The organism is Nocardia sp. NPDC050718, from assembly GCF_040654235.1.
Taxonomy (GTDB): Bacteria; Actinomycetota; Actinomycetes; order Mycobacteriales; family Mycobacteriaceae; genus Nocardia.
Genome location: NZ_JBFAHQ010000001.1, coordinates 937,153 through 952,645, shown reverse-complemented (window position 1 = coordinate 952,645; position 15,493 = coordinate 937,153). Strand labels below are relative to the sequence as shown.

The following is a 15,493-nucleotide window of genomic DNA, read 5'->3' as shown; positions in this document are numbered from 1 at the left end:
ACCTCCCCATGGCACTCACCCTCACCGACGTCACCCTCACCTACCCCGACGGCGCGGGCAGGCTCACCGCCCTCGACCGGGTGAACCTGCACGTCCCCGGCGGCACCATCGCCGCCGTCACCGGCCCGTCCGGCTCGGGCAAGTCGAGCCTGCTCGCGGTGGCGGCGACGCTGATCCGACCCGACGCGGGCGCCGTCGTCCTCGACACCGACACGGGCAGTACCGATCTCGCGACGCTGAGCAGGCGCGCGGCGTCGACGGTCCGCCGCACCGCGATGGGCATCGTCTTCCAGCAGCCGAATCTCATTCCCGCGCTGACCGCCCTCGAACAGCTGGAGGTCACCGCGCACCTGGGCGGCAAGCGGCGGGCCGGCCGGGCCGAAACCAGAACGCGCGCCACCGAACTGCTCGCCGCGGTCGGTCTCGCCGAGCACGCGGGCAAGCGGCCCGCCCAGCTCTCCGGTGGCCAGCGCCAGCGCGTCAACATCGCCCGCGCCCTGATGAACGACCCGGCTCTGCTCGTCGTCGACGAACCGACCAGCGCCCTGGACACCGAACGCGGCGCCGCCGTCCTCGACCTGATCACCTCCATCGCCCGCGCGCACCGGGCCGCGACGATCCTGGTCACCCACGACCCCACCCACCTGCACCGGATGGACGCGGTCTACCGGATGACCGACGGGCGCCTGCGCCCGGTCGAGGTGCCCGCCCCCGCCTGATCCGGCGCGCCCGGCGAGCGCCGATCGCCCGCCGGGGGCAGACTGGACCGATGAGCGATCCGACCCAGCTGATCGTGGTCGACGCGGCCAATGTCATCGGCGCCAACGCCGACGGTTGGTGGCGCGACCGCGCGGGCGCCGCCCGGCGGCTGCTGTCGAGCATCGCGGACCTGACCACCCGGCTCCCGGCGTCGACCGCGGTGACCGTCGTCCTCGAGGGCGCCGCCAAGGCCGCCGCCGACGGCGCCGAACCGACCGCCCCGCGACTGACCGTCGTCCTGGCCGACCGCTCCGGCGACGACAAGATCGTCGACGTGGTCGCCGAGGCCACCGGCTACGACCGGGTCACCGTCGTCACCGCCGATCGGGAACTGCGCCGCAGGGCCGACGCCTACGGCGCGGATTCGGTCGGCCCGCACTGGCTGCTGCGCCAATTCGACTGACCGGCGGACTGTTCCACCGATCAGGCGGGTGACGGCGCCAGCGCGGCCAGCGCCATCTGCCGCAGCACCGGCCTGGCCTTGCTCGCCCGCGCCGGCGCGGCGCTGTGCGGGGTGGAGTTGATCAGCCCGAAGGCCGCGTGGGCCTGCACGCGGGCGGTGTCCTCGGCCAGGCCGGGATGCACCTCGCGCAGCACCTGCACCCACACCTCGACGTACTGCCGCTGCGTGCGGCGCAGGGTGCGGCGGTCGGTGACGGGGACGTTGTCGAGGTCGCGGTCCTGGATGCGGATGAGCTCGGGATCGTCGAAGGCGAAGTCGAGGTGGAAGTCGACCAGCCCGACCAGCGCTTCGGCGGGCGATGCCGCCGCGGCCACGACCGCGCGCCCACCGGCCAGCAGCCGCTCACTGACTCCCACCAGCAGCTCGACCAGCAGCGCTTCCTTGTTGGCGAAGTGCCGGTAGACGGCGGGTCCGCTGATCCCCACGGCCGCGCCGAGATCGTCGAGGCGCACGCCGAAGAAACCGCGATCGGCGATCAACCGGGCGCCCGCGTCGAGCAACTGCTCGCGACGCTGGGCTTTCATCAGTTCGCGCCGGGTCACCGGGGCGGGCTCGACCGTGGCCAACCTCGACTCCCTTCCACCGGGTCTGGACAACTTGGTTAGTCAAGATTAACCTGAATTTCAGTTATTGGCGATTAACCGGATGGCAGGATGGCGGGATGACGGTTACGCACGACCTCGACAACGGCCCCACGACCGCGACGAGCAACCGGGACGCCCACCGCGCCCTGGTCGACGAGCTGCGCGAGCGGCTGGCGACGACGGCGCTGGGCGGCCCACAGAAGTCGCGCGAGCGGCACGTCGCCAGGGGCAAGCTGCTCCCCCGCGAACGGGTCGACCAGCTGCTCGACCCGGGCAGCCCGTTCCTCGAGCTGTCCCCGCTGGCGGGCAACGGCATGTACGGCGACGAGTGCCCCGGCGCGGGCGTGATCGCCGGTATCGGCCGCATCGCGGGCCGCGAGTGCCTGGTGCTGGCCAACGACGCGACGGTCAAGGGCGGCACCTACTACCCGATCTCGGTGAAGAAGCACCTGCGCGCGCAGGAGGTGGCCGCGCAGAACAACCTGCCGTGCGTGTACCTGGTCGACTCCGGTGGCGCCTTCCTACCGCGCCAGGACGAGGTGTTCCCCGACCGCGAGCACTTCGGCCGCATCTTCTACAACCAGGCCAACATGAGCGCCAAGGGCATCGCCCAGATCGCGGCGGTGATGGGCTCGTGCACCGCCGGCGGCGCCTACGTGCCCGCGATGGCCGACGAGGCCGTCATCGTGCGCGACCAGGGCACCATCTTCCTCGGCGGCCCGCCGCTGGTGAAGGCGGCGACCGGCGAGGTCGTCACGGCCGAGGAGCTCGGCGGCGGCCTGCTGCATTCGCGCACCTCCGGCGTCACCGACCACCTGGCCGACGACGACCGCGACGCGCTGCGCATCGTCCGCAAGATCGTCGGCACGCTCGGCCCGAAGCCCGAGGCGCCGTGGGAGGTGCTGCCGAGCACCCCGCCCGCCAAGCCGGAGGACGAGCTCTACGACGTGGTCCCGGTCGACCCGCGCACTCCCTACGACGTGCGCGAGGTGATCGACCGGATCGTCGACGGCGAGGCCGGCTTCCACGAGTTCAAGGCGGAATACGGCAAGACCCTGGTCACCGGTTTCGCCCGGATCCACGGCCACCCGGTCGGCATCGTCGCCAACAACGGCGTGCTGTTCGCCGAATCCGCCATGAAGGGCGCGCATTTCATCGAACTGTGCGACAAGCGCAAGATCCCGCTGCTGTTCCTGCAGAACATCACCGGCTTCATGGTCGGCCGCGACTACGAGGCGGGCGGCATCGCCAAGCACGGCGCGAAGATGGTCACCGCGGTGGCCTGCGCGCGGGTGCCGAAGCTGACCGTGGTGATCGGCGGCTCCTACGGCGCGGGCAACTACTCCATGTGCGGACGCGCGTATTCGCCGCGCTTCCTGTGGATGTGGCCGAACGCGCGGATCTCGGTGATGGGTGGCGAGCAGGCCGCCTCGGTGCTGTCGACCGTGCGCGGCGAGCAGCTCGACAGCGCGGGCCAGCCGTGGTCGGACGAGGATCAGGAGGCCTTCAAGGCCCCGATCCGGGAGCAGTACGAGACCCAGGGCAACCCGTACTACGCGACGGCGCGGATCTGGGACGACGGCGTCATCGCGCCCACCGACACCAGAACCGCGCTCGGCCTTGCCCTCTCGGTGTGCGCGCAGGCGCCGCTCGAGCCCGTTTCCTACGGCGTCTTCCGGATGTGAGCGACATGCTGAACAAATCCCACCCCGTCGACTTCGACACCGTCCTGGTCGCCAATCGCGGCGAGATCGCGGTGCGCGTCATCAAGACCCTGCGCGCCATGGGTATTCGCTCGGTCGCGGTGTACAGCGACGCCGACGCGGGCGCCCGCCACGTGCGCGAGGCCGATGTGGCGGTGCGCCTCGGACCGGCCCCGGCCCGCGAGAGCTACCTGTCGATCGAGAAGGTCGTCGACGCCGCGATCCGCTCGGGCGCCCAGGCCGTGCACCCCGGTTACGGCTTCCTGTCGGAGAATTCGGCGTTCGCCGCCGCGCTGGCCGACGCGGGCATCGTGTTCCTCGGCCCGCCGGCCAAGGCGATCGAGGTGATGGGCGACAAGATCACCGCCAAGAACACCGTCACCGCGTTCGGCGTCCCGGTGGTCCCCGGCATCGCCGAGCCCGGCCTGACCGACGAGCAGCTGATCGCCGCGGCGGCCGAGGTCGGCTACCCGGTGCTGGTGAAGCCGTCCGCCGGTGGTGGCGGCAAGGGCATGCGCCGGGTCGACCGGGCCGAGGACCTGCCCGCGGCGCTGGTCAGCGCGCGGCGCGAGGCAGGTGCGGCCTTCGGCGACGACACGCTGTTCCTGGAGCGGTTCGTCACCCGGCCCCGGCACATCGAGGTGCAGGTCCTGGCCGACAAGTTCGGCAATGTCGTGCACCTGGGCGAGCGCGAGTGCAGCTTGCAGCGCAGGCATCAGAAGGTGATCGAGGAGGCGCCCTCGCCGCTGCTCGACGCCGCGACCAGGGCCCGGATCGGCACCGCGGCGTGCAATACGGCGCGCAGCGTCGACTATGTCGGCGCGGGCACCGTGGAGTTCATCGTCTCCGCCGACCGGCCCGACGAGTTCTTCTTCATGGAGATGAACACCCGCCTGCAGGTGGAGCATCCGGTGACCGAGCTGGTCACCGGGGTCGACCTGGTGGAATGCCAGGTCCGGGTGGCCGCAGGCCAGAAGCTGGGCCGGAGCCAGGACGAGATCCACCTGGTCGGGCACGCGATCGAGGCGCGCGTCTACGCCGAGGATCCGGGCCGCGGCTTCCTGCCCACCGGCGGCACGGTGCTCGCCCTCGCCGAGCCGAGCGGCCCCGGCGTGCGGGTCGACTCGGGTCTGGCCGAGGGCACCGTGGTCGGCAGCGACTACGACCCGATGCTGTCGAAGGTGATCGCCCGCGGCACCACCCGCGCCGACGCCCTCGGCGCGCTGGACCGCGCGCTGGAACAGACCGTGCTGCTCGGCGTGACGAGCAATATCGAGTTCCTGCGGTTCCTGCTCGCCGACGAGGACGTGCAGGCGGGCCGCCTCGACACCGCGCTGCTGGACCGCCGGGTGAGCGACTTCCGGCCCGCCGCGGTGACCGACGACGAGTTCGCCGCCGCCGCGGCCCATCACTGGCTGCGCCGCTGGCCCGTGTCCGGCGGCGACCCGTGGTCGACCCCGTCGGGCTGGCGGCTCGGCACGCAGGCCCCGACCTCGATCCGGCTCGCCGCCGGTGACCAGGTGCGCCATGTCTTCATCACCGGCACACCGGAATCGGCGATCGTGCGGATCGAGGACGGTGAGCCGCAGTCGCTCTCAGCCGCGTCGAGCCCCGACGGCCTGGTCCTCACCCTGGACGGGCTGCGCCGCGAGTTCCGCGTGGCCGAGGCCGACGATCAGCTGTGGGTCGGTCACGCGGGCAGCGTCGCCGTGCTGCGGGAAGTCGCCGAGGCGAGTGTGCGTGGCGACTCCGCCCATGTCGGCGACGCCGAGATCCGCAGTCCCATGCCGGGTTCGGTGATCGCGGCCCCGGTCGCCGACGGCGCGACCGTCGCGGTCGGTGATCCGGTGATCGTCATCGAGGCCATGAAGATGGAGCACGCGCTCACCGCCCCCGTCGCGGGCACCGTCGAGGTGCTGGTGGCACCGGGCGCCCAGGTGAAGCTGGACCAGGTGCTGGTCCGCGTCGTCGCCCACCCTGTCGAAACCGCTGTCGAAGAGACCGAGCGCGAAGGAACCAACGCATGACCGACTACCTGTCCACCGGCTCGCTGCCGGACGAATACCGCCAGCTCGCCCTGACCGTGCGCGACTTCGCCCAGCAGGTCGTCGCGCCCGTCTCGGCGAAACACGATGCCGAGCACAGCTTCCCGTACGAGGTCGTCGCCGGCATGGCCGACATGGGCCTGTTCGGCTTGCCGTTCCCCGAGGAGTTCGGCGGCATGGGCGGCGACTACTTCGCCCTGTGCCTGGCGCTCGAGGAACTCGGCAAGGTCGACCAGAGCGTGGCCATCACCCTCGAGGCCGGTGTCTCGCTGGGCGCGATGCCGATCTATCGCTTCGGCGACGACAAGCAGAAGACCGAGTGGCTGCCCCAGCTCACCAGCGGACGTGCGCTGGCAGGCTTCGGCCTCACCGAACCCGACGCCGGCAGCGACGCGGGCGGCACCCGCACCACCGCCGTCGAGGACGGTGAGAGCTGGGTGATCAACGGCGCCAAGCAGTTCATCACCAACTCCGGCACCGACATCACCCGGCTGGTCACCGTCACCGCGGTGACCGGGCAGACCGGCGGCAAGAAGGAGATCTCCACCATCCTGGTGCCGACCTCCACCCCCGGCTTCGTCGCCGAACCGGCCTACAACAAGGTCGGCTGGAACGCCTCCGACACCCACCCGCTGAGCTTCACCGACGTGCGGGTGCCGAAAGAGAACCTGCTCGGCGAGCGCGGCCGCGGCTACGCCAACTTCCTGCGCATCCTCGACGAGGGCCGCATCGCCATCGCCGCGCTGGCGGTCGGCGCCGCGCAGGGCTGCGTGGACGAGAGCGTCCGCTACGCCGGTGAGCGGCAGGCGTTCGGGCAGGCCATCGGCCGCAACCAGGCCATCGCGTTCAAGATCGCCCGGATGGAGGCGCGCGCCCACGTCGCCCGGACCGCCTACTACGACGCGGCCGCGCTGATGCTGGCGGGCAAGCCGTTCAAGAAGGCCGCCTCGATCGCCAAGATGGTCGCCAGCGAGGCCGCGATGGACAACGCGCGCGACGCCACCCAGATCTTCGGCGGCAACGGTTTCATGAACGAATACCCGGTGTCCAGGCACTACCGTGACAGCAAGATCCTGGAAATCGGTGAGGGCACGACGGAGGTGCAGCTGATGCTGATCGCTCGGGAGCTGGGTCTGTGACCGAGACACGACGGGTCGTCCAGCGGGGGCTGTGGTTCGAGGAGTTCGAGATCGGCACGATCTACGAGCACCGGCCCGGCCGCACCATCACCGAGGCCGACAACGTCCTGTTCACCACGCTGACCATGAACACCCAGGCGCTGCACCTGGACGCGAACTTCGCCGACGCGCAGCCGCCGTTCAACCAGCGGCTGGTGAACTCGATGTTCACCCTGTCGACGCTGGTCGGCCTCTCGGTCGCCCAGCTCACCCAGGGCACGCTGGTGGCCAATCTCGGGTTCTCCGAGATGTCGCTGCCCGCCCCGCTGTTCCACGGCGACACCATGTACGCCGAAACGCTGGTCACCGACAAGCGCGAATCCAAGAGCCGCCCGGGTGAGGGCATCGTCGGCCTCACCCACACCGCGCGCAACCAGGACGGCGTGATCGTGGCGAAAGCCGTGCGGCAGACCCTGGTCCGGAAGGCCCCGACGGCATGAGCGGTCAGCGCCCGGAGGAACTGCCGTGCCGCACCATCCCCGGGCGCCCCGGCCCACCGGAAGGACACAGCATGACGATGACCGGAGACAGCGTGAAGCCCTGGGAACCGACCGGACCGGCCTGGCTGTTCTGTCCGGCCGACCGGCCCGAGCGCTTCGCCAAGGCCGCCGCGGTGGCCGATGTGGTGATCCTCGACCTCGAGGACGGCGTCGCCGCGGGTGACAAAGCCGCCGCGAGAAAGGCGCTGATCGAGACCCCACTCGACCCGCAGCACACCGTGATTCGCGTGAACGCGGTCGAGACCGAGGAGTACGCGGCCGACCTGGCCGCCCTCGCGCAGACCGCCTACCGGCGGATCATGCTGCCCAAATGCGAGTCGGCCGAGCAGGTCAGGAGCCTGGCGGGCTACGAGGTGATCGTGCTGATCGAGTCGCCGCTCGGCGCGGTGCGGGTGGCCGAGTCGGTCGCCGCCGAGAACGCCATCGGCGTGATGTGGGGCGCCGAGGACCTGGTCGCCGGACTCGGCGGCAATTCGAGCAGGCACGCCGACGGCAGCTACCGCGACATCGCCCGGCACGTGCGCTCGACGAGCCTGCTGGCGGCCAAGGCCTTCGGCCGGTTCGCCCTGGATTCGGTGTTCCTCGACATCAAGGATCTGGAAGGGCTCGCGGTGGAGACGCTGGACGCGGTGGCCGTCGGCTTCGACGCCAAGGTGGCCATCCATCCCAGCCAGGTGGCGGTGATCCGCGAGGGCTACGCGCCCGATCCCGAGGAGATCGGCTGGGCGCGCCGCGTGCTCGCCGAGGTGCCGAACCACCGCGGCGTCTTCGCCTTCGAGGGCCGCATGGTCGACGCACCGGTGCTGCGGCACGCGGAGCGGATCGTCCGCCGGGCCGAACTGCCCGGCTGAGCAGCACCCGGCGCGCGGGACGAATATCGCCCGAGCGCCGGGTAATCATCGGCCGGACCGCCCCCGGCCCGCGCCAATCCACAGGAGGACCTCCGATGCAACCGCAATGGGAACCGACCGCCCAGGACATCGCGTCGGCACGGATCACCGACTTCGCCGCGTTCGTCAGCGGCCGGACCGGCGAGCAGTACCCCGACTACCAGGCGCTGTGGCAGTGGTCGGTCGACGACATCGCCGGCTTCTGGCAGGCGCTGTGGGACTACTTCGAGCTCGGCCCGATCGCCGACGGCGTGCTCGGCGATCGGGCGATGCCCGGCGCGCGGTGGTTCCCGGGGACGCGGCTGAACTATGTCGACCAGGTCGTCCGGCAGGCGCGGTTCGACCGGCCCGCCGTGCTCGCGCTGAGCGAGGACGCCGAGCCGCGCGAGATCTCGTGGAGCGAGCTGATCGAGCAGGTCACCGCGTTCGCGGCCACCCTGCGGGCCCAGGGCGTCGAGGCGGGCGACCGGGTGATCGGCTACCTGCCGAACATCCCCGAGGCCATCGTCGCCTTCCTCGCCACCGCGAGCATCGGCGCGGTGTGGAGCGCGTGCGGCCAGGACTACTCGGCCAAGGCGGCGCTGGACCGGCTCGGCCAGCTCGAGCCGACCGTGCTGGTCACCGCCGACGGCTACCGGTTCGGCGGCAAGCAGCACGACAAGCGCGCCGACATCGCCGCCGTGCGGGACGGGCTGCCCGGGTTGCGCGCGACGATCGCGGTGTCGCAGCTCGGACTCGAGGTGCCCGGCGCGGTCGCGTGGTCGGACGCGGTCGCCGATCCAGGGCAGGGCGTGATCGAGACGACCGCGGTCGACTTCGATCATCCGCTGTGGATCGTGTTCTCCTCCGGCACCACCGGCCTGCCCAAGGGCATCGTGCACGGACACGGCGGCGTGCTGCTGGAACACCTGAAAGCCGTTGCCCTGCAATCCGATATCGGACCCGACGACACCTTCTTCTGGTACACCAGCCCCAGCTGGATGATGTGGAACTTCCAGATCGCCGGCCTGCTCACCGGCGCGACCGTGGTGACCTACGACGGCAGCCCGACCGCGGGTGGCCCGGACGCGCTGTGGCGCCTGGCCGCCCAGGTCAGCGCCACCGTGCTCGGGACCAGTCCCGGATATGTCCTCGGGTGTATCAAGGCGGGGTCGGTGCCGCGGACCGACCACGATCTGTCGGCGCTGCGCACTGTCGGGATCACCGGGTCGGCGCTGCCGGAGTCGAGCGCGCTGTGGCTGAACGAGAACGCGGGCGAGCACGTCCAGGTGAACTCGATCAGCGGCGGCACCGACGTGGTGTCGGCGTTCATCGGCGGCGTGCCCACCGTGCCGGTGTGGCCGGGCGAGCTGTCGGCGCCGTATCTCGGGGTCGCGCTGGACGCCTTCGACGAGGCGGGCGCGCCGGTGCGCGGTGCGGTCGGCGAGCTGGTGGTGACCGAGCCGATGCCGTCGATGCCGGTGCGCTTCTGGCGCGACGAGGACGGAAAGCGCTACCACGACGCCTATTTCGACACCTACCCCGGTGTGTGGCGGCACGGCGACTGGATCACCCTGACCGAGCGCGGCAGCGTCGTCGTGCACGGCCGTTCCGACTCCACCCTCAACCGGCACGGCATCCGGATGGGCAGCGCCGACATCTACCAGGTCGTCGAGCAGTTCCCGGAGATCGCCGAGGCCCTGGTGATCGGCGCCGAACAGCCCGACGGCGGCTACTGGATGCCGCTGTTCGTCGTCCTCGCCCCCGGCGCCACCCTCACCGACGACCTGAAGACCCGGATCGGCACCGCGATTCGCACCGAGGTCTCGCCCCGCCACGTCCCCGACGAGATCCGCGAGGCCCCCGGCATCCCGCACACCCGCACCGGCAAGAAGCTGGAAGTCCCGATCAAGAAGCTCTTCCAGGGCGCGGACGCGGCCCGCGTGGTCGAACGCAGCGCCGTCGACGACCCGTCCCTGCTCGACTGGTATGCCCGGATCACCCCACCCCACAAGGCATGAGTACTCATCGTGTCGGTGGTGCGTGTCACCATCGACACGATGAGCCGCCACACCACATTCCGATACTGCCTCGATCCCCCGGTCGAGCAGGAGCGGCTGCTCGACCGTCACTGCGGCGCTGCCAGGTTCGCGTTCAACCAGAGTCTGAGCACAGTGAAAGCCGCACTAGCCCAGCGGAGACGAGATCCACGGCACTCGGTGCCCTGGACCGGCTACGACTTGATCAATGCTTTCAACGCATGGAAAAAGACGGAAGCAGCGGGGCGAACTTTTGCCGTGGATCACGCCGGTGTGGCCGAAGTTCACGTGACGGGGCTGGCGTGGCGTTCCCACGTTTGCCAGCAGGTCTTCGAAGAAGCCGCCGTCGACTGCGGCCGCGCTCTGGCAGCCTTCACACACTCACGCACCGGGAAAGGCAAAGCCAGGCGAGTCGGGTTTCATCGCCTCGTTCCGGCTCCGCAACAAGCATCGTAAGAGCGGCCATGCGGCAATCCGGGTCGGTGATTCCGAGACTCCGCGATCGGTAACTCTGCCTGGATTCGGCGCAGTCAGAGTTCGTGATGACACGCGAAGGCTGCGACGAATGATCGCCAAAGGACGCGCGAAAATTCTGTATGCCACAGTCACTCGGCGGGCAGAGCGATGGTGGATCAGTCTGACCACCAACGCAGCCGACCTGCACCCGAATCGCCATCACCGACCCCGCGACCCCAGCGACCACGGCGGCTGGGTCGGAGTCGACCTCGGATTGTCGACGTTCGCGGTCGCCGCCACCGCCGATGGAGCGGAAGTCGCACGTCTCGGCACCTCGCCCAAACCACAGGCCGCCGCGCTACAGCAGCAACGTTCGCCTCACGAAGTCGTTGTCGCGGAAGCAGAAAGGGTCACACAACCGTCGAGTCGCCGCAGCAAGGCCCGCACGCCATCACGGTCGAATCGCACGTTCTCGCTATCACTTCATGCACCAGGTCGCCAACCTGCTGGTCAATACCCACGACCGAATGGTTGTCGAGGATCTGCATGTGTCGGGCATGCTCCGCAACCACCGGATGGCTCGTACGATCGCCGATGCCGGGTGGGCGAACTTCCTGCAGACAGTGCGCTACAAACAGGCATGGCGCAGCGGCACAATAGCGACTGCGGACCGTTTCTACCCGTCGAGCAAGCGCTGCTCGGTGTGCGGCTCCGTCAACGCGACACTGACGTTGTCGGATCGAATATTCCGGTGCGATTGTGGATACCACGCCGACCGTGATCGGAATGCCGCGGCGAACCTCGCACAGTGGCCCTCAGCTCAACTGGACCCACCACGATCCCCGGACCTCCGAGCAGGTGGCCGGGCTACCAATGTCCGCAGACGGGAGGGCGCTGACCGAGACCTTGCTGGTGTCGGTGAAACCGTCCTGGTTGAAGCGGAAACCGAGATTCTTGCCGACCATGGCATGATTCGACGACGCCCGAGAAGGGCGGTGTCCGAGCACCCGTGAGGTCCTTGGACATGCTGCAATACACTTCTGGCATGAATGTCGGCGAGTCTCGTGGTGCGCGTGGATCGGTAGTCGGCGGAGCGAAGGACGGTGTGCGACGGCGGCCGAAGAATCGGCGCGCGCAGATCGCGGCGACCTCGGCGATGGCGTTCGGCGCGGCCGGCTATCACGGGGTGAGCATGGAGGACATCGCCGCCGGGCTGGGGATCAGTTCGGCGGCGCTGTACCGGCACTACCCCAGTAAGTACGCGCTGTTCCGGGAGGAGCTGCTGCGGGTCGGGGAGGCGTTCACCGCCTCGATCACGGTGTCCGATGACGGGTCACCGATCGCGGCGGAACGGTTGCGGCACATGCTGACCGGGCTCATCGGCGCGACGGTGGAGAACCGCGGCACGGTCACCCTGGTGCGCTGGGAGAGCCGCTATCTCGAGCCCGCCGACCGGCTGGTGCTCGACGAGCAGCGGGCCTCGGTGCTGGTCGCCCTCGACGAGCAACTGGCGGTGCTGCGGCCGGAACTGACCGCACCGGATCTGCGGATGCTGTCCACCGCCATGTTCGGCGTGATCACCAGCATCGCCGACCATCACGCCGCGCTGCCCGCCCGCACGCTGAACCGGCTGCTGAGCGCGGCCTGTCTGGCGCTGGCCGGGGACGAATTGCCGCCCGCGGCAGCGGTTTCCGAGCAGGCGACCCAGGTCGAGATCCCGGAGTCGTTCAAACACGAACTGCTGCTGCGCAAAGCGGTCGAGCTGTTCCACGAGCGCGGCTACCCGAACGTGAGCGTCGAGGACATCGCCTCGGCCGCGGGTCTGTCCGCGGCCTCGGCGGTGTACCGGTTCTACCGCGGCAAGAGCGATATCCTCGCCGCCGCGTTCCGCCGCGCGGCCGACCGGGTCTCCGGCGCGATCGGCCCCGCCGTCGCGGGCACCCCCGACAGCGGCGCCGCGCTGGACGTGCTGATCGCCCAGTTCGTCTCCGACACCTTCGACGAGCGCGCGCTGGCGGTCGTCTACTACGCCGAGTTCGGCCACGTCCCCGCCGAGGAACGCGCGGTCCTGCGCAATATCCAGCGTCTCAGCGTCCAGGAGTGGGCCCGCCTGGTCCGCGAGGTGCGCCCCGAACTCTCCGCCGCCGAAGCCCGCTTCCTGGTCCACGCCGCCTTCGCCCTCGTCATCGACCTCAGCCAGATCTACGGCCCCGACCCCATCGCCTGCCGAGCCCGCGTAGCCCACCTCATGCACCGAACCCTCCTCGGCTGACCTGCGGAATTCACCCGTTGTGTGTGAGGGCGGGGGGTGGTGGCGTGTTTACGGTGGGCGTTCGAGGTGTCGGACGGAGCGTGTATGGGTGGTCGGGCAGGTGGCGAGGGTGGGCTGAGTCGGCGGCGCTTGCTGGGGTTGGGGGCGGCGGTGGGGGCGGCGGCCGTGGTGCCCGGGTGCGGGGGTGGGGAGCCGGTGCCCTCGGTGGTGACGTCGACGGGGGCGCCGGATGTGCTGGAGCTGGCGACCGAGGCGTATGTGTTCGGCTATCCGATGATCATGCTGGACATGATGCGGGCGGCGAGTGGGCCGACCAACACCTTCGATCACAGCGTGCTGCCCGATCCACTGGATCGCGGGGTGGCCCGGCTCAGCCATGACATGGTGTATTCGCAGGCGTGGCTGAATCTGGCGGACGAGCCGCTGGTGCTGCAGATCCCCGGGATGGAACCGGACCGGTATTGGCTGTTCCAGCTGCTCGACGGGTGGGGCAACACCGTGCACGACCTGAGCAGCGAGCAGCCGCGCACGGGGGCCGACGCCGAGGGGCCGCCGTACACCTATGTCATCGCTGGTCCGCGCTGGACCGGGTCGCTGCCGCCGCACACCACCCTGCTGCACATGCCGTCGGAGCTGGCGACGATCGTCGGCCGGATCCAGATCAACGGTGTCGCCGACGCGCCGCGGGTCAACCGCTGGCAGGAGGAGATCCGGCTGGTGCCCGCAGGTGCCTGGCAGCGCCGCGAGTACGACGCGACGATCAGCAGGGTGCACCCGATCGACCGCGGGCCGGAGCCGCCGGTCAAGCGGATCGCCGCGCTGGACGGGCGCACCTACCTCAATCGGCTCTGCCGGTTGATGGTCGCCGATCCGCCCGCGGCCGCCGACGCGCCGCTGATGGATGAGCTGGCCGCGATAGGTGTTGTCCCCGGTGGCACCGTCGACAACGAACCCGTCGACGTGCTCGACGAGGCAGCCCGCCGGGCCCACCGCCGGATCGCGGGCTGGACTGATCCGAACGCGCGCCGCGTCAACGGGTGGGAGATCCCCGTCGACCTGGGCACCTTCGGCACCGACTACCTGCGCCGCGCGGCGACGACGATGCGCTCACCCGGCAAGGCACCCCTGCGCGACGTGCTCTACGCCGAACTCTGGGCCCCGACGACCGACGACGCGGGACGACCCCGCCGCTACCGCATCCGCTTCGAGCCCGGCCGGTGGCCGCCGGTGGAGGCCTTCGCCGCGATCACCGCCTACGACCCCCAGGGCTTCCTGGTCCCCAACCCGGCCGGGATCTACTCGGTCGGCCACGCCCCGCCGGTGGTGGCGGGCCCGGACGGCACGGTGGAGATCGCCGTCCAGCACGCGGACCCGCGCCCCGGCACCCCCACCGGGAACTGGCTCCCGATCCCGGAATCCGGCGAGTTCTCCCTGACGATGCGCCTGTACGCACCCCGCGCGGCCGCGATCGACGGCGACTGGGAACCGCCACCGATGACCCCGGTGGCGTGATCACCCTCAGCCGATGGTGGCCCGCACCGGGACGGACGCGGCCGGGGCCGTGAACACCGCCACGTAGTAGTCCGGGACGACGCAGACGACCGGTTCGGTCGCGGTCAGCACCGGACGCAACCGTTCCGCCGAAAAGGCAAGGTAGGCACCGTCGTTGTGGCACCCGGTGAGGACGAAGGCGAACGCGCGATCACGCGCGGCGCGCTGCGACACCACCGAGTTCACCCGATGGGCCACGGTGGCATCGAGCCCGGCGGTGAACGCGGCGAGCTGATCCGGCTGCGAGACTTCCGCACCGCGCAGCGCGGCGCCGAGCGTGATGCGCTCGACATGGGCGAGGGTCGCGGGACCGGGTGGATCGGGACGGTCACCGCCGAGCCGGGTATCCGGGGGCACCTCGTCCCTCGGTAGCGCGAACACCGCCAGGATGTCCCACGGCGCCGCGCATTCCGGCGGCGGATTGTCCGCGCCGGTCAGGCGGACGGAGTAGTCCGCGGTGCCCTGGGTGGTCAGCTTCGCGCCGTCACCGGGCGAACACCCCGCGCCCCAGGAGAAGGCGAGCAGCGCTTCGGAGCCGAGGTCGCGGCGCGACAGCTGGTCCGCGAGCCGACCGGACCCGTCGCCGGGGAACCGCCCGACGAACTGGTCGATGTCGGCCTGCGACCGCAGAATCGTGTGGACATCGGGCAGTCCCCGGTCGGACTCGAACACCACCGGTTCGGCGTGCTCGACATCGCGGGCGGTGGACGTGCGCCGTGGCGGATCGGAGTCCGCCGACGAGGCGAACAGCGCCCCCAGGTACCCGCCTGCCAGCAGTCCCACCAGCAGCGCCACCACGATTCCGGACCGGTTGCTCGTCGTACTCCCCATACCCCACTGTACGTAGGGCGGCGGTCAGCCCTCGTTGGCCATCGCGGCGATGAGGGAATTGGGGCGCATGTCGAGCCAGTGGGACTCGACGTACTGGAGACAGGAGGTGCGGGTCGCGGCGCCGAAGGCGACAGTCCAGCCGCCGGGCACCGCGGCGAAGGTGGGCCAGAGGGAGTGCTCCCCCTCGGCATTGACCAGCACGTAGAACTGGGCGTTCTCGTCGTCGAACGGATTGCTCATCGG

The 15,493-nt window shown here is 70.4% G+C and carries 15 protein-coding genes; 12 read left to right on the top strand and 3 right to left on the bottom strand.

Features of this window, described 5'->3' with window-relative positions; genetic code table 11:
- Positions 1 to 8: 8 nt before the first annotated feature.
- Both AB0H54_RS04550 and AB0H54_RS04545 read left to right on the top strand, forming a co-directional pair.
- Positions 9 to 719, top strand: coding sequence for an ABC transporter ATP-binding protein (locus AB0H54_RS04550; protein ID WP_357342690.1), 711 nt, complete (start codon positions 9 to 11; stop codon positions 717 to 719).
- Between the two features lie 50 nt (positions 720 to 769).
- Positions 770 to 1,162 carry an NYN domain-containing protein gene (locus tag AB0H54_RS04545; protein WP_357342688.1) on the top strand — a complete coding sequence of 131 codons (393 nt, stop codon included), beginning with the start codon at positions 770 to 772 and terminating at the stop codon, positions 1,160 to 1,162.
- Positions 1,163 to 1,182: 20 nt separating this feature from the next.
- Here AB0H54_RS04545 and AB0H54_RS04540 read toward each other — a convergent pair whose 3' ends face one another.
- Positions 1,183 to 1,746, bottom strand: a complete 564-nt coding sequence (locus AB0H54_RS04540; RefSeq protein WP_357344197.1) for a helix-turn-helix domain-containing protein — start codon at positions 1,744 to 1,746, stop codon at positions 1,183 to 1,185.
- Positions 1,747 to 1,883: 137 nt separating this feature from the next.
- Here AB0H54_RS04540 and AB0H54_RS04535 point away from each other — a divergent pair, with 137 nt between their 5' ends.
- From AB0H54_RS04535 to AB0H54_RS04490, 10 genes are all read left to right on the top strand, one after another.
- On the top strand, positions 1,884 to 3,491 hold the full coding sequence (locus tag AB0H54_RS04535; RefSeq protein ID WP_357342687.1) for a carboxyl transferase domain-containing protein: 1,608 nt from the start codon (positions 1,884 to 1,886) through the stop codon (positions 3,489 to 3,491).
- A gap of 5 nt (positions 3,492 to 3,496) precedes the next feature.
- Positions 3,497 to 5,536 carry an acetyl/propionyl/methylcrotonyl-CoA carboxylase subunit alpha gene (locus AB0H54_RS04530; protein ID WP_357342685.1) on the top strand — a complete coding sequence of 680 codons (2,040 nt, stop codon included), beginning with the start codon at positions 3,497 to 3,499 and terminating at the stop codon, positions 5,534 to 5,536.
- Entirely contained in the window at positions 5,533 to 6,693 is a 1,161-nt protein-coding gene (locus tag AB0H54_RS04525) for an acyl-CoA dehydrogenase family protein (protein WP_357342683.1), read from the top strand. The genes AB0H54_RS04530 and AB0H54_RS04525 overlap by 4 nt, the downstream gene beginning before the upstream one ends.
- Positions 6,690 to 7,172, top strand: a complete 483-nt coding sequence (locus tag AB0H54_RS04520) for a MaoC family dehydratase (RefSeq protein ID WP_357342681.1) — start codon at positions 6,690 to 6,692, stop codon at positions 7,170 to 7,172. Before AB0H54_RS04525 ends, AB0H54_RS04520 begins: the two co-directional genes overlap by 4 nt.
- A gap of 71 nt (positions 7,173 to 7,243) precedes the next feature.
- A complete protein-coding gene (locus tag AB0H54_RS04515) occupies positions 7,244 to 8,083 on the top strand; it encodes a CoA ester lyase (RefSeq protein WP_357342679.1) in 840 nt (279 codons plus the stop codon).
- A gap of 95 nt (positions 8,084 to 8,178) precedes the next feature.
- Positions 8,179 to 10,122 carry an acetoacetate--CoA ligase gene (locus AB0H54_RS04510; protein ID WP_357342677.1) on the top strand — a complete coding sequence of 648 codons (1,944 nt, stop codon included), beginning with the start codon at positions 8,179 to 8,181 and terminating at the stop codon, positions 10,120 to 10,122.
- A gap of 18 nt (positions 10,123 to 10,140) precedes the next feature.
- Positions 10,141 to 10,596, top strand: a complete 456-nt coding sequence (locus AB0H54_RS04505; RefSeq protein WP_357342675.1) for a helix-turn-helix domain-containing protein — start codon at positions 10,141 to 10,143, stop codon at positions 10,594 to 10,596.
- 305 nt (positions 10,597 to 10,901) lie between these two features.
- Positions 10,902 to 11,609, top strand: coding sequence for a transposase (locus tag AB0H54_RS04500; protein WP_357342673.1), 708 nt, complete (start codon positions 10,902 to 10,904; stop codon positions 11,607 to 11,609).
- A gap of 32 nt (positions 11,610 to 11,641) precedes the next feature.
- A complete protein-coding gene (locus tag AB0H54_RS04495) occupies positions 11,642 to 12,868 on the top strand; it encodes a TetR/AcrR family transcriptional regulator (protein ID WP_355273659.1) in 1,227 nt (408 codons plus the stop codon).
- Between the two features lie 204 nt (positions 12,869 to 13,072).
- A complete protein-coding gene (locus AB0H54_RS04490) occupies positions 13,073 to 14,380 on the top strand; it encodes a DUF1254 domain-containing protein (protein WP_357342671.1) in 1,308 nt (435 codons plus the stop codon).
- Positions 14,381 to 14,386: 6 nt separating this feature from the next.
- On the opposite strand, the gene AB0H54_RS04485 is transcribed toward AB0H54_RS04490, so the two are convergent.
- A complete protein-coding gene (locus AB0H54_RS04485; protein WP_357342670.1) occupies positions 14,387 to 15,250 on the bottom strand; it encodes a hypothetical protein in 864 nt (287 codons plus the stop codon).
- Between the two features lie 24 nt (positions 15,251 to 15,274).
- Positions 15,275 to 15,490, bottom strand: a complete 216-nt coding sequence (locus AB0H54_RS04480; RefSeq protein ID WP_218719668.1) for an MbtH family protein — start codon at positions 15,488 to 15,490, stop codon at positions 15,275 to 15,277.
- Between the last annotated feature and the right edge of the window lie 3 nt (positions 15,491 to 15,493).